This window comes from Streptococcus oralis (assembly GCF_023110435.1).
GTDB lineage: Bacteria > Bacillota > Bacilli > Lactobacillales > Streptococcaceae > Streptococcus > Streptococcus oralis_CF.
This window is the reverse complement of record NZ_JALDWB010000006.1, coordinates 96568-116180: the sequence shown is the minus strand read 5'-3', so window position 1 is coordinate 116180 and position 19613 is coordinate 96568. Positions and strand designations below refer to the sequence as shown.

The following is a 19613-nucleotide window of genomic DNA, read 5'->3' as shown; positions in this document are numbered from 1 at the left end:
GCAGCTAGCGCCGTTGTCAACAAGGCCAATGTATCCTTCGTCGGTAAATGGACCTTTGAAGCCAACAAGTACCAAGCGACTTACCGCTTCGAGAGCGCCACAGCAGGTAAGCAACTTCCAGCAGCTATCGCAGCCTTGACCCCAAGCGACAGTGCAACATATGTGAATGGTGCCTCTGTTTCAGCTCAGCAACCATCCCAAACCACTTACACAGATACTGTGAACGATGGCACATGGACCTTCAAGGGTTACGACGCAGCTAGCGCCGTTGTCAACAAGGCTGATGTAGAGTTTGTAGGTAACTGGGCCTTTGAAGCCAACAAGTACCAAGCAAGTTACCGCTTCGAAAGTGCGACAGCAGGAAAAGCACTTCCAGCAGCCATTGCAGCATTGACTCCAAGCGACAGTGCAACTTATGTGAATGGGGACACTGTTTCCGCTAAACAACCAGCGCAAGCGACCTACACAGATACTGTGAACGATGGCACTTGGACCTTCAAGGGTTATGACGCAGCTAGCGCCGTTGTCAACAAGTCCAATGTAGAGTTTGTAGGTAAGTGGGAATTCAAAGCGAATCCGACAAATGCTGAAACTTATACGCCTCAAGTAACGGAAGAAACTATCAAGGTTGGAGAAACACCTGACTTGACCGATAATGTGAAGAACTTGACAAGCCTTCCAGCTGGCACTAAGGTAGTAGATATCACACCTGTGGGTCAAATTGACATAACAAAACCAGGAACTTACACAGGTAAGGTACGAGTTGATTATCCAGATGGTTCTTCTACTGAAGTTCCTGTACCAGTTAATGTTTTACCTGCACCGGTAACTGAAACCTATCAAGTGACTTATCGCTTCGAAAGTGCAACCGCAGACAACAACTTGCCAGCAGAAGTATTGAGCTTACTTCCACAAAGTGGAACATATACTACAAGTTCTTCTGCAGCGATTACTTTCGTTCCAGAAGCACCGATGCCTGTAGAAGTTGCTGTTGCAAATGGTACATGGACATTCTTAGGTTACCAAGAAGTGGAAGAGGGGGCAAATCTAACCTTCGTCGGTAAGTGGGTCTTTGAAGCTAAGCAAGATCCTAGTCCACAACCACAGCCGGCACCAACGCCACAACCAGCACCTCAACCAAATCCAGTTCCACCAGTTAATCCAGGAGGAGAGCAGGGGGCTGATAATAATCAGGCAGATAGACATCAACCAGAACAACCAAGAAAACCTGAAGAGAATCCACCAGCTCAAAGTCCAGCAGGAGAAAAAGCAAAACAAGCTACATTGCCAAATACGGGTAGCACTGCACCACTTTCACTCACTGGACTAATGACTAGCTCTCTTCTTGCAGGTCTAGCAGCGTTGCTTCTTGGTCGCAAGCGGAAAGATGATTAAGCACTAATTTTATCTAGAAGCTTTCGACTTTTACAAGATTCTTAAGCAACTGTTTGACTGTTTGACAAATCAATCTGAGTTGCAAGCTTTAAGGCTGAGAGAAGACCAATTTGGTCTTCTCTTTTTGTATTTTGGGTAGAAATCAAATGTGAGATTTCAAGTCTAAGAGAGGTATTTGGTGAAATTGATAGCCTTGTGATAGGCCAGATGAGTTGGACTACTGAAAATGTTCAAAATATGGTATAATGGTTAAGTGAATAGAATTGAGGATAATATGTCATTTACGAAATTTCAGTTTAAAAACTATATAGAAAAGGCATTGGAGGAGTTGAAGTTTACAACTCCTACCGAAGTTCAGGAAAAGTTGATTCCTATTGTCTTGGCAGGTCGAGACTTGGTTGGCGAGTCAAAAACAGGTTCAGGAAAGACTCATACTTTTTTGCTCCCCATTTTCCAGCAATTAGATGAAACTAGCGATAGTGTGCAAGCGGTAATCACTGCTCCAAGTCGTGAATTAGCTACTCAGATCTACCAAGCGGCTCGTCAGATTGCATCTCACTCAGAAGTTGAAGTTCGTGTGGTCAACTATGTTGGTGGTACGGATAAGGCTCGTCAGATTGATAAATTGGCAAGTAACCAGCCCCATATTGTCATCGGGACTCCAGGTCGTATCTATGACTTGGTCAAATCTGGTGATTTAGCTATTCACAAGGCCAAGATCTTTGTTGTTGATGAAGCCGATATGACCTTGGATATGGGATTCTTAGAGACAGTTGATAAGATAGCAGGAAGCCTTCCAAAAGATTTGCAATTTATGGTCTTTTCAGCGACTATTCCACAAAAATTGCAGCCATTCTTGAAAAAATACTTGTCAAATCCTGTTATGGAGAAAATAAAGACCAAAACTGTTATTTCTGATACTATTGATAATTGGTTGATTTCGACCAAGGGACGAGATAAGAATGCTCAGATTTATGAATTGACTCAAGTCATGCAACCTTATCTGGCTATGATTTTTGTTAATACCAAGACGCGTGCGGATGAATTGCATGCATACTTGACTGCTCAAGGATTGAAGGTAGCAAAGATTCATGGAGATATTGCCCCTCGTGAACGCAAGCGGATCATGAATCAGGTGAAAAATCTAGATTTTGAGTATATTGTCGCAACGGACTTGGCAGCGCGTGGAATTGATATTGAAGGTGTCAGTCATGTCATCAATGATGCCATTCCGCAAGACTTGTCCTTCTTTGTTCACCGTGTTGGACGAACTGGGCGTAACGGACTGCCTGGTACGGCTATTACCCTTTACCAGCCTAGTGATGACTCGGATATCCGTGAGTTGGAAAAATTAGGCATCAAGTTTACTCCTAAGATTGTCAAAGACGGAGAGTTCCAAGATACCTATGACCGTGATCGTCGTGCCAATCGTGAAAAGAAGCAGGATAAGCTTGATATCGAAATGATTGGCTTGGTCAAAAAGAAAAAGAAAAAAGTCAAACCAGGTTATAAGAAGAAGATTCAATGGGCAGTGGATGAAAAACGTCGCAAAACTAAGCGTGCTGAAAATCGTGCTCGTGGCCGTGCCGAGCGTAAAGCCAAACGCCAAACATTTTAAGGATAAAATTGGAGTCGAATGGCTCCTTTTTGTTACTTTTCTTTAAGATTTTTCTAAAGAATGCAAAAAAAAATAAAAAGTGGTATAATGATAAGGTTATATAGTCCCGATAAGATGGTAGAAAGGTTTATTTTTCTTTCGAGTCGCAACCTGTAGAGGATAGGATTTTCTACCAGTACTTTGTAACTCTATAACAATATTTTTTTAAGGGGGGACATTTTTATGTCAGAACGTAAATTATTCACGTCTGAATCTGTATCTGAGGGGCATCCGGATAAGATTGCAGACCAAATTTCAGATGCGATTTTGGATGCTATTTTAGCAGAGGATCCAGAAGCGCACGTTGCTGCTGAGACAGCTGTATACACTGGTTCTGTCCACGTTTTTGGTGAAATTTCTACAAATGCTTATGTGGATATCAACCGCGTGGTTCGTGATACCATTGCAGAGATTGGCTATACTAATACGGAGTATGGTTTTTCTGCGGAGACGGTGGGAGTTCATCCGTCACTTGTTGAGCAGTCCCCAGATATCGCCCAAGGTGTTAACGAAGCCTTGGAAGTCCGTGGAAATGCAGATCAAGATCCGCTTGATTTGATTGGAGCTGGAGATCAAGGTCTTATGTTTGGATTTGCAGTGGACGAAACAGAGGAACTCATGCCATTGCCAATCTCACTTAGCCACAAACTGGTTCGTCGTTTGGCAGAACTTCGCAAGTCTGGTGAAATCAGCTATCTTCGCCCAGATGCCAAATCCCAAGTGACTGTTGAATACGATGAGAATGACCGTCCAGTGCGCGTGGATACAGTCGTTATTTCTACTCAGCATGATCCAGAAGTCAGCAACGAACAAATTCACAATGATGTGATTAACAAGGTTATCAAAGAGGTCATTCCAGCCTCTTACTTGGATGAGCAAACAAAATTCTTCATCAATCCAACTGGTCGCTTTGTCATCGGTGGACCTCAAGGAGACTCAGGTTTGACTGGCCGTAAGATTATCGTGGATACTTATGGTGGCTACTCTCGTCACGGTGGTGGTGCCTTCTCTGGTAAGGATGCGACTAAGGTGGACCGTTCAGCCTCATATGCGGCTCGTTATATTGCCAAAAATATTGTTGCAGCGGGTCTGGCTAAAAAGGCAGAAGTTCAATTGGCTTATGCTATCGGTGTTGCCCAGCCTGTTTCTGTTCGTATCGATACTTTTGGTACAGGAACAGTAGCTGAAAGCAAGCTTGAAAAAGCGGCTCGTCAAATCTTTGACCTTCGCCCAGCAGGAATTATCCAAATGCTAGACCTCAAACGTCCAATTTACCGTCAAACAGCGGCTTATGGACACATGGGACGTACAGATATTGACCTTCCGTGGGAACGTTTGGATAAGGTAGATGCTTTGAAAGAAGCTGTGAAATAAAATTAAAAGATTGGTAGTTCCTACCAATCTTTTTTGCAAAAGAAAACCAGCTCTAGGCTGGCTTTCTTATTTTGTAGGAATAGAAATTTCAATCAATTTATCTGAATAAAGCGTCTTGATATTAGCTTCATCAATTTTTTGTTTATCAATTTTGCGTTTCATGAAGAAATCTTGAATGGTTTCGATTTCTGGTTCACGAATAGCACGGTGTTTGTTGGAAATGAGGATTTCATAGTGAAGCGGAGCTTGTGTGAAAATCACATCTGTGTTTCCAGCAGAATAGACCTCAACAAGAGTTGCGTCAGTACTTTCTAATTGGCTTTTAACAAGTTGCGAGTGTGAATTAGTCGTGTTGATAAGCTTCATAATAGTTCCTCCGATTTTCTAACTCTATTATAGCACTTTTTGGATAAAATCGTGTATTTTAGTCAATTTCATGCTGTTTTTTCCAAGCTTCAATTCCCCATTTATGGCTACCACGTTTGAGTTTTTCAATTGCTTCATCAATAGGAAACCAAGCAATATGATTAAAATCTTCCAATGGCTTTTGTACTTCTTGGAAAGAAGTGGCTTCGTAGAGGTAGGCTGGGTTGTAGTAGTAGGTATCACGGTGACGAGAGTAAAAATACTCATCAGCTTGCCCATAATAGGTTCCAATCTCAGCTGTAAAGCCAAGTTCTTCGATTAGTTCTCTCTTCAGTGCTTCTTGATGGTCTTCGCCTGCTTCAATCTCTCCACCTGGCAAGAACCAAGCACCATTGGGAGCTTGAACTAAGACAATTTGTTTTTTTTCTGGATCAGGAATAACTACGTAAACGCCGTAGCGGGGCAGGTAGGTCACATTCTCTCTTTTTTCACCAAAAGTTAGGTTTGCCATCGCATTTTCCTCATTCTCTAGTATCTTTATTATTATCATAATGGACGAGGGGCAAGCTGTCAAGAATTTACAGTTATTTTAGTAAAAAAGGTGCAGAAAATGATAGACTTCCTGCACCTGTTATATAGCTTTATTCTTCTTTTTCAGAAGCAATTTCTTCTATTTTTTCAGTTTTTTTGGCAGATTTGATTTGAATCTTACCATTGCTTGTCATGACTGCCTTGAGGGCTTTCTCACTTGGATTTTCAAGGTAGAAGTCAGTGATGGCGTCCTCGATATGGTCTTGAATGGTACGACGGAGTGGCCGTGCCCCCATTTTTGGATCATAACCTAGATCAACTAATTTTTCTTTGACTTTATCCGTCACTTCGAGGTGGATGTCGTTGCTAGAAAGACGTTTGTTAACATCTGCTAGCATGAGTTCGACGATTTGGAGGAGGTTGTCCTTGCTGAGAGCTTTGAACTCGATGATGCCGTCAAAACGGTTCATAAATTCTGGGCTAAAGAAATTGCCGAGTTCACCGAGAACAGAGTTGGTTCGACCTTCACGAGCTGCCCCAAAACCAACACTGGCTTCGGCCTTACCAGTACCCGCATTTGAGGTCATGATAATGATAGCATCCTTAAAGCTAACTGTACGTCCTTGCCCATCAGTCAAACGACCATCGTCCAAGACTTGGAGGAACATGTGCATGACATCTGGGTGGGCTTTTTCAACTTCATCGAGAAGGATGAGAGAGTAGGGATTGCGACGAACTTTTTCTGTTAATTGACCAGCTTCATCGTAGCCGACATAACCTGGAGGGGCACCGACTAATTTAGCCACACTGTGTTTTTCCATGTATTCACTCATATCAAAACGAATCATGCTGTCAGCAGAGCCAAAGAGTTCAATGGCTAGTTGTTTGGAAAGTTCTGTCTTACCGACACCAGTTGGTCCGACAAAGAGGAAACTTCCGATTGGGCGGTTGGGAGTACCAAGTCCAACACGATTACGACGGATGGCTTTGGCAATCTTATCAACAGCCTCGTCTTGTCCGATAACATGGGCCTTGAGGTCGTCTGCCAGATGGATGAGTTGAGATTGTTCTTTTTCTTTTAGTTCCCCAACAGGGATATTAGTTTTCTGCTCAATGATATGTTCAATGGTTTTCTCGCTAATGATAGGAGTATCCTGATCGGTCACCTTGTTTTTCTGCATTTCCTTGTACTTGGAAATCTGATCACGGAAGTAGGCAGCTTTTTCAAAGTCTTCCTCTCGTGTAGCTTGAGTCTTGAGATTCTCAGCTTCAATTAAACGCTGATCAATCACTTTGGGATCGACAAAGTTCAGAGTCAGATTCATCTTAGAACCAGCTTCGTCTAAAAGGTCAATAGCCTTGTCAGGTAAGAAGCGGTCTTGAATGTAACGATTGGACAGATTAGCAGCTGCCTCGATAGCAGCATCAGTATACTTGACGTGATGGTAGTCTTCGTATTTCTTTTGAACCCCTTTGAGGATGATAATGGTTTCTTCGACAGTTGGTTCATCTACCTTGACAGGCTGCATCCGGCGCTCCAAAGCAGCATCTTTTTCAATGATGCGGTATTCATTAAGAGTAGTAGCGCCAACCAATTGCAACTCACCACGAGCAAGGGCAGGTTTGAGGATATTTCCTGCATCCATATTGCCATCGCCTGCTGACCCTGCACCAACAATTTCATGGATTTCATCGATAAAGAGAATGATATCCTCGCGTTTGCGTATCTCTTCCATGAGTTTTTGCATACGCTCTTCAAATTGGCCTCGGATACCCGTTCCTTGAACTAGACTGACCACATCCAAACGGATAACTTGCTTGCCTTGGAGTTTATGGGGAACATCACCATCGACAATTTTTTGAGCCAGACCTTCAACAACGGCTGTTTTACCAACACCTGGTTCTCCGATGAGGACAGGATTGTTTTTTGTTCGACGGTTGAGGATTTCGATAACACGGATAATCTCCTCATCTCGACCGATAACAGGGTCAATATCCCCACGACGGGCAATCTCAGTTACGTTGATACCATATTCCTCTAGGAGTCCTCTTTCTTGGCTAGGAGGTGTTTGAAGTGGACCACGGTTTTGAGGTCCGTATCCCCCATCGCCCCCATATCCTCCACCTGATTGAGTTGGGGGAACGTTATTTGAAGAAGCCCTGAAATTATTCAAATCATTGAAAAAGTCTCCAAAAGGATCAAAGTCTCGATTGTTTAGGTCAGTCATTCCTTTAAAGAGGGTATTGTTTGGATCCGTTTTGATAATTTTATAGCAATTTTGACAGAGATCAATTTGCTTTTGCTGTCCATTGATATTGGTATACAGATGAATTGTTGAGTCGTTAATTTTACAGTTTTGACAGAGCATACATCTACCTCATTTCATTCTTATTCTTGGCTTAATAAAAAGGTCAAAAATAGTCAAAGTTTTATACTCTCATTATAGCATGATTAAGGTGTAAAGCAAGTAAAAAGATTGGGAAGTGGTCGTTTTTAAAAGAGGGATTCATGGAGAATCAAGTGACATTGAAGGTAAGAAAAAATCCCATTTGTGGTGACAAAAAGGATTCTCATTCATCAGTCAGGTTTTCCCTACTGATTTTTTATTAGTAAAGGAGTTCGTAGATCTCCATTGCAATCAAATCAATGCTATCAAAGGTATAAGTTTCACGTGCTTCAACATCGCGAAGGGTGAAGAGTGATCCGTTTTCTTCGTCATAGCTGTAGGCAACTTCTGCGACAACAACACCCTCACGTTCAAAATTACGTTTTAGATTTCCACCATCTTTTGTCATTGCTTCTAGGCGGTTGATGATTCTAACCAAATGTGATTCCATTATGATTCTCCTCCATTTCTTATCGTTACTATTTTACCATAAACCACGGGGACTTGACTAGAAAAAACTAAGATTTCTCGCTATTTCTCTTTTGCATAAAATTATTGGTGAAAATCAGTGGGAAAAGATTGAATTTTAATTCAATACATGTTATAATCATACAATCTGATATTTAGAAAGCTGAGTTTATATGAATTTTTCCTTTTTACCAAAGTATTTACCTTATTTTAATTATGGTGCTCTTATCACTGTAGTGATTTCAATTCTGGTAGTCTTTTTCGGTACCATTCTAGGTGTCTTATTGGCCTTTGCTCAGCGATCACGCTTTAAACCGCTTGTTTGGTTTGCAAATGTCTATATATGGATTTTCCGTGGAACTCCGATGATGGTTCAGATTATGATTGCCTTTGCCCTTATGCATATCAACGCTCCGACTATCCAAGTGGGAATTTTAGGAGTTGATCTTTCTCGTTTAATTCCAGGTATTCTGATTATCTCGATGAATAGTGGTGCCTATGTGTCTGAAACTGTTCGTGCAGGGATCAATGCAGTTCCTAAAGGGCAGTTAGAGGCGGCTTATTCCTTGGGTATTCGTCCCAAAAATGCTATGCGTTATGTTATTTTGCCACAGGCAATCAAGAATATTTTGCCAGCATTGGGAAATGAATTTATTACCATTATCAAGGATAGTTCGCTTTTGTCAGCAATCGGTGTCATGGAACTTTGGAATGGAGCTACAACGGTAGCAACGACGACCTATCTACCTTTAACGCCTCTCTTATTTGCAGCCTTTTATTACTTGATTATAACTTCTGTTTTGACAGTGGCTTTGAGGGCATTTGAAAATTACATTGGACAAGGAGACAAAAAATAATGACAGAAACCTTGATAAAAATCGAAGGCTTGCATAAGTCTTTTGGGAAGAATGAAGTCTTGAAAGGGATTGATCTTGAGATCAAAAGAGGGGAAGTTGTGGTAATTATCGGTCCGTCAGGTAGCGGGAAATCAACCCTTCTTCGTTCGATGAATCTTCTCGAGGAAGCAAGTAAGGGAAAGGTTATCTTTGAAGGTGTCGATATTACGGATAAGAAGAATGACCTTTTTGCGATGCGCGAAAAGATGGGCATGGTATTCCAACAATTCAACCTTTTTCCAAATATGACGGTCATGGAAAACATCACCCTGTCTCCAATCAAAACCAAAGGGGAAAGCAAGGAAGTAGCGGAGAAAAGAGCGCAAGAACTGCTAGAAAAAGTTGGCCTACCAGATAAGGCGACGGCCTATCCACAGAGTTTGTCAGGTGGTCAGCAACAACGGATTGCCATTGCACGTGGACTTGCTATGGAACCAGATGTTTTGCTTTTTGATGAGCCGACTTCAGCCCTAGACCCTGAGATGGTTGGAGAAGTTCTAGCTGTGATGCAAGACCTTGCTAAATCAGGGATGACTATGGTGATTGTGACTCATGAAATGGGCTTTGCGCGTGAGGTAGCAGACCGTGTTATTTTTATGGCGGATGGAGTTGTTGTCGAAGATGGAAGGCCAGAGGAGATTTTCGATCAAACAAAAGAACAACGGACCAAGGAATTTTTGAGTAAGGTTTTGTAATACCTCATTTTTAGAAGAAGTGGAGTGAAAATCATGGCTTCAAGTAAGGAATATTTAGCCTTTATTCTCGATCAGTTTTCGGAGCTAGAGGAGATGAGTTATCGTCCAATGATGGGAGAGTATATCCTTTATTATCGTGGGAAGATTATTGGGGGAATCTATGATAATCGTTTGTTATTGAAGCCTGTGAAGGTGGTCATGGATCAACTGGGCCAGACAAGACTTGAACGTCCTTATGAAGGAGCCAAGGAGATGATTTTACTAGAAGACCTTGAAGACAAGTTATTTCTAGCGAGACTAATCAAGGAGATGTACGAAGTTTTGCCTGTTCCCAAGGTCAAAAAGAAAGCATGATAGACTTGCCTAAGATAAATAGGCACTAAAAGCTTGATAAGAGCTTTTTCTTATAGTTTCAAACTATAAGGTCTATTAGTCAAGAAGTGTTAGAATGCCAAGGTATTTTTTGATATAATAGAAGATATTTGATAGAAAAGAGAAGAAATATGGCACAGATTATTGATGGGAAGGCTCTTGCAGCTAAGTTACAAGGACAGTTGGCTGAAAAGACTGCCAAACTAAAAGAAGAAACAGGTCTAGTTCCAGGCTTGGTGGTGATTTTGGTGGGGGACAATCCTGCCAGTCAAGTTTACGTTCGCAACAAGGAACGGTCAGCTCTTGCTGCTGGCTTCCGTAGTGAAGTTGTGCGAGTTCCAGATACCATTACCCAAGCGGAATTGTTGGACTTGATTGCTAACTATAATCAAGATTCAGCATGGCATGGGATTTTGGTTCAGTTACCTTTACCCAAACATATCGATGAAGAGGCGGTTTTGTTAGCCATTGACCCAGAAAAGGATGTGGATGGTTTCCACCCGCTAAACATGGGTCGCCTATGGTCTGGTCATCCAGTTATGATTCCTTCGACACCTGCAGGAATTATGGAGATGTTTCATGAATATGGGATTGAGTTGGAAGGTAAAAATGCGGTTGTTATCGGTCGTTCCAATATCGTTGGGAAACCAATGGCTCAGCTTCTTTTGGCTAAAAATGCGACTGTGACTTTGACTCACTCACGCACCCATCACCTTGCCAAGGTGGCTGCTAAAGCAGATATTCTGGTGGTTGCTATCGGTCGTGCTAAGTTTGTGACTACTGACTTTGTCAAACCGGGAGCGGTTGTCATTGACGTTGGGATGAACCGAGATGAAAATGGCAAGCTTTGTGGAGATGTTGATTATGATGCGGTTGCACCACTTGCCAGTCACATCACACCTGTCCCAGGTGGAGTTGGTCCTATGACCATTACCATGCTGATGGAGCAAACCTATCAGGCAGCGCTTCGTACACTGAACAAGGATTAGGAAAATGAAATTCGTATTTGATCTGGATGGGACGCTGTCTTTTGACTATATGACCATAGATGAGGAGATTAAGCAGGTTCTTTTAAAGGCTGAAGATTATGGGCATGAGGTTGTGTTTGCCTCAGCCCGCTCTTATCGGGATTGCTTGGGCTTATTAGGCCCTGAACTCAGTCAGCGCTTGGTCATAGGTTTGAATGGTGGTGTAGCCTATTATCTGGGGAAAGCCATCTATGAAAGAAATCTCGATGCTAGAGTTTATCAGGCGCTAGTGAATTATTGCCAGACTTATAATCTCCCTTTCTTTGCAGATGATTGCTTTGATTATAGTGGTCAGATTGTGGAGAAGATTCCATTTATTTCTAGTGTTGACCCCCTAAAGGTGGCTCGTCATCAGAAACTCGAGGACTTGGGGACTCCGATTAAGGTAGTCGTTTATATGGGCGACCATGAGGATTTGCTTGATGACCTGCTTGGTCAGTTAGAAAGACTGGAGCTGGCTCATCTGTCTTATCATGCGCATGAAAAGTGCCTTTATGTTAATCCCTTGGATACTCATAAGGCGACAACTGTTGAAAAGTTATGTGGGGAGAATTTCATTGCTTTTGGAAATGACCAAAACGATATTGAACTGTTTAAAACCTCTCTCTATTCAGTTCAGATAGGAGATTTTGCTGGCCTTACTTCATATGCGGATGAAACGTTTGAGCTAAAAGGAGAACCTTCTCCAGCAGTGGCAGCTAAAATCTTACAGACCTTTGCGGAATTTAAGGGAAAATAGTGTAGAAGGAGGTTCGCCTTCTTTTTATGTAGAGTAATGCAGTCTATAAACTATAAATTTGAAGTTTGAAAAAGATATTAATGGAATTCAATTTGTAGTAGAAAGAGTCTAGAACCGAAAGCTATTTTCATTGCAACTATTCCTTTTAAATGAACTTTTCTTGTATAATATTTTATTAGGTCAAATTGATGGAAAATAATTGCAATATAAGGTGTGTTTTGATATATTTAATATATAAAATATATTATAAAACTTGGTACTTGTTTGTGTATTCAGAAGGAGGTTATTTTTAAAAATAAAGTAAACGCTTACTTTGTATCAAGAAAAAGAAATGAGGATTTTAATGAACAAAAGACTTTTTGATAAACGTTGTCATTATAGCATTCGTAAATTTGCAATAGGTGCGGCATCTGTGATGATTGGGGCTAGTATATTTGGTATTTCTGCTGTCCAAGCTGAGGAGTTGGCTTCATCCAATGCTCAAACAGAAGAAACAACTGTTCATCAAGCTCAACCTTTAGATAAGCTTCCCGATGATGTGGCAGCTGCTATCGCAAAGGCTGATGAGAATGGTGGGCGTGAGTTTGTAAAACCAAAAGCTGAATCTGCAGAAGATAAAGTTGCTAAGGATACAGAACCTACTACACCTGCTAATGAGGGTAGTCGTGAATTGGCTAGTCCTAAAGTGGAAACTCCAAATAAAGTAGAAGAAGGAACTAAGGTTGAGGACAAACAGAAATCTGAAGAGGCAAAGCCAAAGCCTGTTGAATCTGCAGTAAAAGCTGGAACAGAAGTAAAAGAGAATTCTAAAAAAACTTCTGAAAAGGACCAAGTGAAAGCAGACACAGAGATCAAATCTTCTTCTGAAAAATCGCAAGTGCTGTCTAGAGAGTCAAACAAAGCCGAAGTTGAAAAGGAAAAACAGCTATTATCGGAACGAAAACAAGATTTTAATAAAGATTGGTATTTTAAACTAAATGCCCAAGGAGATTTTTCAAAAAAAGATGTGGATGTTCATGATTGGTCTAAATTGAATCTTCCTCATGATTGGAGTATTTATTTTGACTTTGATCACAAATCTCCCGCGCGTAATGAGGGTGGCCAGTTAAATGGTGGAACAGCTTGGTATCGTAAGACTTTCACATTAAATGAAGCTGACAAGAATAAGGATGTTCGTATCAATTTTGATGGGGTTTACATGGATTCAAAAGTCTATGTAAATGGTAAATTTGTCGGACATTATCCAAGCGGCTATAATCATTTTTCATATGATATCACAGAATTTTTAAACAAGGATGGTAGTGAAAATTCAATTACTGTTCAAGTGACCAATAAGCAACCAAGTAGTCGCTGGTATTCAGGAAGTGGGATTTATCGTGATGTAACCCTTAGTTATCGTGATAAAGTTCATGTTGCCGAAAATGGTAATCATATCACTACACCAAAACTTGCTGAGCAAAAAGAAGGGAATGTTGAAACACAGGTTCAGAGTAGGATTAAAAATACGGATAAAAAGGCTACTAAAGTCTTTGTGGAACAACAAATTTTTACTAAGGAAGGTAAGGTTGTTTCAGAATTAGTCCGCTCTGAAACGAAGAATTTAGCAGAAAATGAAACTGCAGATTTCAGACAAACAATCCTAGTTAATAAACCAACTCTTTGGACGACAAAAAGTTATCATCCACAACTGTATGTGCTGAAAACAAAGGTTTATAAAGAAGGTCAACTAGTTGATGTAACAGAAGATACATTTGGTTACCGTTATTTCAATTGGACTGCGAAGGAAGGTTTCTCTCTGAATGGTGAACGTATGAAATTCCACGGGGTAAGTATTCACCATGACAATGGAGCTTTGGGGGCAGAAGAGAATTATAAGGCTACCTATCGTAAATTAAAACTCTTGAAAGATATGGGAGTTAACTCTATTCGAACAACCCACAATCCAGCGAGTCCTCAGTTGCTTGATGCTGCAGCTAGTTTAGGTCTCTTGGTTCAAGAGGAAGCTTTTGATACTTGGTATGGTGGCAAGAAGACTTACGACTATGGACGGTTCTTTGATCAAGATGCAACTCATCCTGAAGCTAAGAAGGGTGAGAAGTGGTCTGATTTTGATCTTAGAACAATGGTAGAACGTGATAAGAACAATCCGTCTATCGTAATGTGGTCTCTTGGAAATGAGGTGGAAGAGGCAAATGGTAGTCCTCGTTCTATCGAGACAGCTAAACGTCTGAAGGCTATTATCAAGGCGATTGATACTGAACGTTATGTCACCATGGGTGAAAATAAATTTAGTCGTGCAGCGACAGGTGATTTCTTGAAACTCGCAGAAATCATGGATGCTGTCGGTATGAACTATGGTGAACGTTTTTATGATGCGGTTCGTAGTGCTCATCCAGACTGGCTCATTTATGGTTCTGAAACCTCTTCAGCTACTAGAACGCGTGATTCTTATTATAACCCTGCTCAAATCCTTGGACATGACAATCGTCCAAATCGTCACTATGAACAATCTGACTATGGTAATGACCGTGTTGGATGGGGAAGAACAGCTACTGAATCATGGACTTTTGACCGTGATCGTGCTGGCTATGCTGGACAATTTATCTGGACAGGAATTGACTATATCGGTGAACCAACTCCATGGCATAACCAAGATAATACACCTGTAAAAAGTTCTTACTTTGGTATCATCGATACGGCTGGTTTACCAAAGAATGATTTCTACCTTTACCGTAGTGAATGGTATAGTGCTAAAGAAAAGCCAACTGTTCGCATTTTACCACATTGGAACTGGACTGAAGAGACCCTTAAGGAACGCAAGATGCTGGTTGATGGAAAGGTTCCGGTTCGTACCTTCTCAAATGCTGCAAGCGTCGAATTGTTCTTAAATGGAGAGTCACTTGGTAAAAAGGAATTTACTAAGAAAACGACAGAAGATGGACGTCCATATCATGAGGGGGCTAAACCAAGTGAATTGTATCTTGAGTGGCTTGTGAAATACCAACCAGGTACACTGACTGCGATTGCTCGAGATGAAAATGGGAATGAAATTGCGCGTGATAGTGTGACAACTGCTGGGGAGCCAGCAAGAGTTCGTCTGACTAAAGAAGAGCATGTTATCACTGCAGATGGAAAAGACCTATCCTACATCCATTACGAAATTGTTGATGGTGATGGGAATGTGGTTCCAACAGCTAACAATCTTGTTCATTTCAATCTTCATGGTCAGGGACAAATCGTTGGTGTGGATAATGGAGAACAAGCTAGTCGTGAACGCTACAAAGCTCAAGCAGATGGAACATGGCAAAGACGTGCTTTCAATGGTAAAGGGGTTGTCATTGTAAAATCAACAGAAAAAGAAGGTAAATTTACTCTTTATGCAGATTCTGCTGGTTTAACTTCTGATAGCGCAACAGTCGCAACTGTGTCTGGTAAGAAAGAAAACCGTCACTTTGTAGCCTTTGCTCCTGTAAAAGCAACAACTGACGTGACAACAAATCCTGAATTGCCTCAAACAGTAACAGCTATTTATAGCGATGGTAGTGTTGAGGAAAAGACTGTAACATGGGACGTGCCATCAGACTTGCTTACAAGTGCAGGTGAAAAGAAAGTCTCTGGACGAGTGGAAGGTTTGGAAACCCCAGCTGAGGCACTTGTTAAAGTGATTGCTTTAGATAGATGGTTACCAAAAGTTGCTACAGTCCCAGTTGGAACGAATGCGGCTGATTTGGATAAAACGGTCACTGCTGTTCTGACAGATGGTAGCTTGATTGATACTGATGTTGTTTCTTGGACCTTGAAAGACCCTGCTGCTTTGAACAAGGAAGGTGGACGTACGGAGGCTACTGGTAAATTGGTAGATGACGACCGTGAAGTGACTGCAACCTTTATCGCAAGTAGTAAGGAAACAACAAGTAGCATTACAGGACTTACTGTTGGGGATAAAGCTCTTGAGAATTTTGAGTCTGGCAAGACCTATTACCGTGTATCTCTTCCTTACACTGGAACAATTCCAAGTGTTGGAGCTCAGACTACCGGATATCAAGTAACTGTTCAGCAAGCTTCTGCTGATAATGGTTATCAGGCTTCTCTCTTCTTGAGTGACCAAAAGGGTGATTTGGTTCAAACTTACTTAATTCAGTTTGTGAAGGAAGCTCCTGCTTTGAAACGTTTGGAAGTGGTTGTAGAAGGAAAAGAAACTGCCACTGAAGATCAAGTATTAACTTATCACGTCATTGGTCGTTATGAGGATGGTTCACAAACAGAATTTTCGGCTTCAGATATTCACTTAGAAGCTAAATCATCTGATGGGGGACATCTTGAGGTGAATGGTCAGAATCTATTGCTCTATACTAAGGGAAGAGTGACTTTGACACCTCGAATCGATAATCAAACAGAGAAAACAGAATCTGTAACTACTGAAGTAGTGATTAAAGAAAATAAAGTTAACAAGAAGATTGTGAAACTGCATCCTGTATCTGTTTCTACAGACATCAATCAGCAACCGAATCTACCTAAAGAAGTTGGAGCAGAATTTGATAAGGGCTTGCCACGCAAAGTATCTGTAGCTTGGGATAAGGTAGATGAAAAAGAGTTGGGGCACTATCATAGCTTTACGCTTAAAGGACATGTGGAAGGCACAGATATTGAAGCTCAAGCGACTGTAACGGTTGAAGGATTGCAAGTTGCAGAGGAAATCAGTCTCACAGTACCTAAGGGTGAGACGGTTCAATTGCCAGCTAATGTCCGGGCTTACCATTCTAACGGAACAACTATCTACAAAGATGTTGTTTGGGATCAGGTTCCAGCCAACTTTAGTCAAACTGAAGGGGTCTATGAAATCAATGGTCGTTTAGTAGGTAGCAATCTGACAACTAAAGCTCATGTTCGAGTGTCTAGTCAAGTGGTTGCTGGAAATAATATCTCTAAACAATGGACAGGTTCACAATTACCAGCTGCCATTGTATCCAATACAGGAGGAGATGACACAGCCAACACCTTGAACGATTTGACTGTATCAAGAACGCCATCAGATGCTAAAAATAGATGGACTACTTGGAGAACAAATACTGATAATGACTGGGCTTCTATCTTATTTGGTAATTCAGGAGACTTGACGAAGCGTTTTGTCAACAATTTGTCGGTTGATTTCTATACTGATGGAGCAATTGGTCTTCCAAAAGAATATGTAGTTGAATATTATGTAGGTAAAGAAATTCCAGATTTACCAAGTGATGTCAGTCATGCGCAACGAGATAGCAATCATCCATTTAATAATCCAGACAATTGGAAAGCAGTTGAAAACTTACATGCTCCAAGTCAGCTGTCTGCAACTCAAACCAATCACTTCACATTTGACAAGGTCGAAACCTACGCTGTTCGTATTCGTATGAAGAAAGCAGATGGAACATCAGGTGTTGGTCTGACAGAGCTAACTGTGCTTGGAAACAAGGTCTTAAGTGAAACAAGTTCAGAGATTTCTATCAAGGTAGATGGCAAGGATCTTGAACACTTTAATCCATCTAAGACCGATTACTATATTCCTCAATCTAGCAAAGAAATCACTGCAACAGCTAGCAATAATGGTTTGGTAACAGTTGTTCCTGCAACCAGTCCAAAAGGTGCAACACGTCTCATCTTAAAAGCAGAAGATGGTACGGTATTGAAAGAATATAGAATCTTCCGCAATGATGAGAGAGAAACTAGTCAACCTCTTGCTGCAGAAAATAGTGCTAAAATCTTGAATGTTGGAGATGCTCTTCAACTTCCTTCAGAAGTCACTGTTTATTACCCAACTTCAACTACTTGGACTACAGATAAACTGGCAGTGAAATGGGATGCTATTCCTGAACATGCAACAGAGCATGAGGGAACATTTGAAATTACCGGTCATGTCATTGGTACAAATCTAACGACTAAAATGCAGGTGACAGTTGTTTCTAAAGGCAATCAAGTCATTTCAGAAAATCCAAGCAACAATGAAACGGATTCTAAAGCCTTTGCTTCGACAACGAACGATACTCAAGCAGCTTCACATGATCGAATTTTCTATATCAATGATGGAAAATACAATGAAGATGGACGTTGGACAAACTGGTCTCGTACTCCGAAAAATGAAGAAACTTCTGTCGGACTACTCTTTAAGAAGGACGGTAAAATTGCCACCCAATCTATTGGAAAAGTAGCTATTCAGTTCTTTAAAGATAGTGGAACAGATGCCCCAGAGAAAATGGTTCTAGAAAGATATATTGGCCCTGCCTTTACAGAACCAAGTACGATTTCTCGTTATGAAGAAAATGCTGACCATCCATTTAACAAGGCAGAAAATTGGGCACCTATTCCTTACAAAGCTTCTGGAGAATTAGTAGCTGGTAAACCAATCGAGTTTAATTTTGATCCGGTTCAAACGACAGCAATTCGTGCTCGCATGACTCGTAAGGCTACTACCAATGGTCTTGCACTTGTAGAATTTACAGCCTACTCTGCAGGCAAGGGAGCAGAAGTGGAAACACCATCAGCGACTATTTCGATCGACGGAAAAGCATTGGAAAACTTTGATCCAAATGTGACAGATTACACTCTAACAACAATGGGTTCAAAACCAAAAGTCACTGCAACAACTAGTGGACATGGAGTAGTTACAGTTGTGGATTCTGGAAATGCCAATCTTCCAACACTGGTTCGTCTTGTTTCCAAAGATGGTAATCTGGTGAAAGAATATCGTTTACACTTTAAGTCTACCTTCCAAACAACACCAACAGAAGGCGTTAAGAACTTAGTAGCAGAAACTCCAAGTTTGGAAATTGAAAAGACTCCGCTTCCGTTTAAAGAAGTTATTCGTGAAAACCCTGAACTTGCTCAAGGTCAACGTCGTATCGTTTCTGAAGGACAAGATGGAGAAAAAGTTGACTATATTCAAGTTTTGGGTACTACTAGAAGTCTTGTTCATTCTGAAGAAAGAAAGGCTCAGGATCGCATTGTTGAAGTAGGAGTGAAAGCATCTATTTCAAGTAGTAAAGGCGAGGAGCCTGCTCCAGTCAATGAAGTTCCAGAATTCAAAGGAGGTGCTAACTTTGTAGAAGCAGCAGTGAACGATGTTCCAGAATTCAAAGGCGGTGCTAACTTTGTAGAAGCAGCAGTGAACGATGTTCCAGAATTCAAAGGCGGTGCTAACTTTGTAGAAGCAGCAGTAAATGAAGTTCCAGAATACACAGGAATTCTAGCCACAGTAGGAGATCAAGCAGTACCAAGTGTTGAGAAACCTGAATTTAAGGGTGGCGTTAATGCTGTAATGGCTCTAGAACATAAACTTCCAGAGTACCGTGGTATTCTAGCTACAGTAGGTAATCAACCAGCACCGACAGTAGAAAAACCAGAGTTTAAACTAAGTTCGTTAGAAAAAGCTCAGACTCCAGAAACACCAGTCCAAGTTGCCAAGGAAGACAAGAGATTGCCAGAAACTGGTGAAAAACAGTCAGAAACAGCTGTTTTCTTGGCAGGTGTTACCTTGGCCTTGTCAGCAGCTTTATTAACTGCAAAACTCAAAGAAGATTAGTCTCAGCGTCTAATGACATCCTATTTGTAGATATTAGCCGATGATTAAAAATTGGTTTCTTTTTCAACTATTGTAAGTTGATGGCATCTAAAAACTGGAGAAGACAATCATGGTCTTCTCCAGTTTTATATAGGTGTAAGCAAGAGAGGT

13 protein-coding genes are annotated in these 19613 nt (G+C 41.1%); 9 read left to right on the top strand and 4 right to left on the bottom strand.

What is annotated here, in order from left to right:
- From M1F97_RS08070 to metK, 3 genes are all read left to right on the top strand, one after another.
- Window positions 1-1395: SHIRT domain-containing protein (locus M1F97_RS08070; protein ID WP_247944762.1), on the top strand; the 1395-nt coding region annotated here is incomplete at its 5' end.
- 274 nt (window positions 1396-1669) lie between these two features.
- Entirely contained in the window at window positions 1670-3013 is a 1344-nt protein-coding gene (locus tag M1F97_RS08065) for a DEAD/DEAH box helicase (protein WP_247944761.1), read from the top strand.
- Window positions 3014-3235: 222 nt separating this feature from the next.
- Window positions 3236-4426 (top strand): methionine adenosyltransferase, encoded by a 1191-nt coding sequence (gene metK, locus M1F97_RS08060; RefSeq protein ID WP_049485412.1) that lies wholly within the window; start codon window positions 3236-3238, stop codon window positions 4424-4426.
- Window positions 4427-4492: 66 nt separating this feature from the next.
- Here the strand turns inward: metK and M1F97_RS08055 are convergent, their stop codons facing one another.
- The 4 genes from M1F97_RS08055 to M1F97_RS08040 all read right to left on the bottom strand — a co-directional run bounded on the left by M1F97_RS08055 (window position 4493) and on the right by M1F97_RS08040 (window position 8161).
- The gene (locus M1F97_RS08055; protein ID WP_173258722.1) at window positions 4493-4792 is read right to left on the bottom strand and encodes a DUF1827 family protein; all 300 of its coding nucleotides are present in this window, start codon (window positions 4790-4792) and stop codon (window positions 4493-4495) included.
- 58 nt (window positions 4793-4850) lie between these two features.
- Complete coding sequence (locus tag M1F97_RS08050; RefSeq protein WP_247944760.1) at window positions 4851-5303, bottom strand: NUDIX hydrolase; 453 nt, start codon at window positions 5301-5303, stop codon at window positions 4851-4853.
- Window positions 5304-5433: 130 nt separating this feature from the next.
- On the bottom strand, window positions 5434-7692 hold the full coding sequence (locus M1F97_RS08045) for an ATP-dependent Clp protease ATP-binding subunit (protein WP_169446650.1): 2259 nt from the start codon (window positions 7690-7692) through the stop codon (window positions 5434-5436).
- Between the two features lie 238 nt (window positions 7693-7930).
- Entirely contained in the window at window positions 7931-8161 is a 231-nt protein-coding gene (locus M1F97_RS08040; protein ID WP_000443579.1) for a DUF1797 family protein, read from the bottom strand.
- A gap of 190 nt (window positions 8162-8351) precedes the next feature.
- Between M1F97_RS08040 and M1F97_RS08035 the strand changes: the two genes are divergently transcribed.
- From M1F97_RS08035 to M1F97_RS08010, 6 genes are all read left to right on the top strand, one after another.
- Window positions 8352-9035: an amino acid ABC transporter permease gene (locus tag M1F97_RS08035; RefSeq protein WP_247944759.1), complete on the top strand. Its 684-nt coding sequence runs from the start codon at window positions 8352-8354 to the stop codon at window positions 9033-9035.
- On the top strand, window positions 9035-9769 hold the full coding sequence (locus M1F97_RS08030; RefSeq protein ID WP_000140929.1) for an amino acid ABC transporter ATP-binding protein: 735 nt from the start codon (window positions 9035-9037) through the stop codon (window positions 9767-9769). The genes M1F97_RS08035 and M1F97_RS08030 overlap by 1 nt, the downstream gene beginning before the upstream one ends.
- 33 nt (window positions 9770-9802) lie before the next feature.
- Window positions 9803-10123, top strand: a complete 321-nt coding sequence (locus M1F97_RS08025; RefSeq protein WP_247944758.1) for a TfoX/Sxy family protein — start codon at window positions 9803-9805, stop codon at window positions 10121-10123.
- A gap of 149 nt (window positions 10124-10272) precedes the next feature.
- Window positions 10273-11130 (top strand): bifunctional methylenetetrahydrofolate dehydrogenase/methenyltetrahydrofolate cyclohydrolase, encoded by an 858-nt coding sequence (locus tag M1F97_RS08020; RefSeq protein WP_000057222.1) that lies wholly within the window; start codon window positions 10273-10275, stop codon window positions 11128-11130.
- A 4-nt stretch (window positions 11131-11134) separates the two neighbouring features.
- The gene (locus M1F97_RS08015) at window positions 11135-11908 is read left to right on the top strand and encodes an HAD hydrolase family protein (protein ID WP_169446652.1); all 774 of its coding nucleotides are present in this window, start codon (window positions 11135-11137) and stop codon (window positions 11906-11908) included.
- Between the two features lie 343 nt (window positions 11909-12251).
- Complete coding sequence (locus M1F97_RS08010; RefSeq protein WP_247944757.1) at window positions 12252-19463, top strand: SIALI-17 repeat-containing surface protein; 7212 nt, start codon at window positions 12252-12254, stop codon at window positions 19461-19463.
- The last annotated feature ends 150 nt before the right edge of the window (window positions 19464-19613 follow it).

Coding starts and splice junctions, on each gene's coding strand:
- M1F97_RS08025 (WP_247944758.1), top strand. CDS start 9,803: ATGGCTTCAAGTAAGGAATATTTAGCCTTTATTCTCGATCAGTTTTCG.
- M1F97_RS08010 (WP_247944757.1), top strand. CDS start 12,252: ATGAACAAAAGACTTTTTGATAAACGTTGTCATTATAGCATTCGTAAA.
- M1F97_RS08030 (WP_000140929.1), top strand. CDS start 9,035: ATGACAGAAACCTTGATAAAAATCGAAGGCTTGCATAAGTCTTTTGGG.
- M1F97_RS08050 (WP_247944760.1), bottom strand. CDS start 5,303: ATGGCAAACCTAACTTTTGGTGAAAAAAGAGAGAATGTGACCTACCTG.
- M1F97_RS08065 (WP_247944761.1), top strand. CDS start 1,670: ATGTCATTTACGAAATTTCAGTTTAAAAACTATATAGAAAAGGCATTG.
- metK (WP_049485412.1), top strand. CDS start 3,236: ATGTCAGAACGTAAATTATTCACGTCTGAATCTGTATCTGAGGGGCAT.
- M1F97_RS08015 (WP_169446652.1), top strand. CDS start 11,135: ATGAAATTCGTATTTGATCTGGATGGGACGCTGTCTTTTGACTATATG.
- M1F97_RS08045 (WP_169446650.1), bottom strand. CDS start 7,692: ATGCTCTGTCAAAACTGTAAAATTAACGACTCAACAATTCATCTGTAT.
- M1F97_RS08040 (WP_000443579.1), bottom strand. CDS start 8,161: ATGGAATCACATTTGGTTAGAATCATCAACCGCCTAGAAGCAATGACA.
- M1F97_RS08055 (WP_173258722.1), bottom strand. CDS start 4,792: ATGAAGCTTATCAACACGACTAATTCACACTCGCAACTTGTTAAAAGC.
- M1F97_RS08035 (WP_247944759.1), top strand. CDS start 8,352: ATGAATTTTTCCTTTTTACCAAAGTATTTACCTTATTTTAATTATGGT.
- M1F97_RS08020 (WP_000057222.1), top strand. CDS start 10,273: ATGGCACAGATTATTGATGGGAAGGCTCTTGCAGCTAAGTTACAAGGA.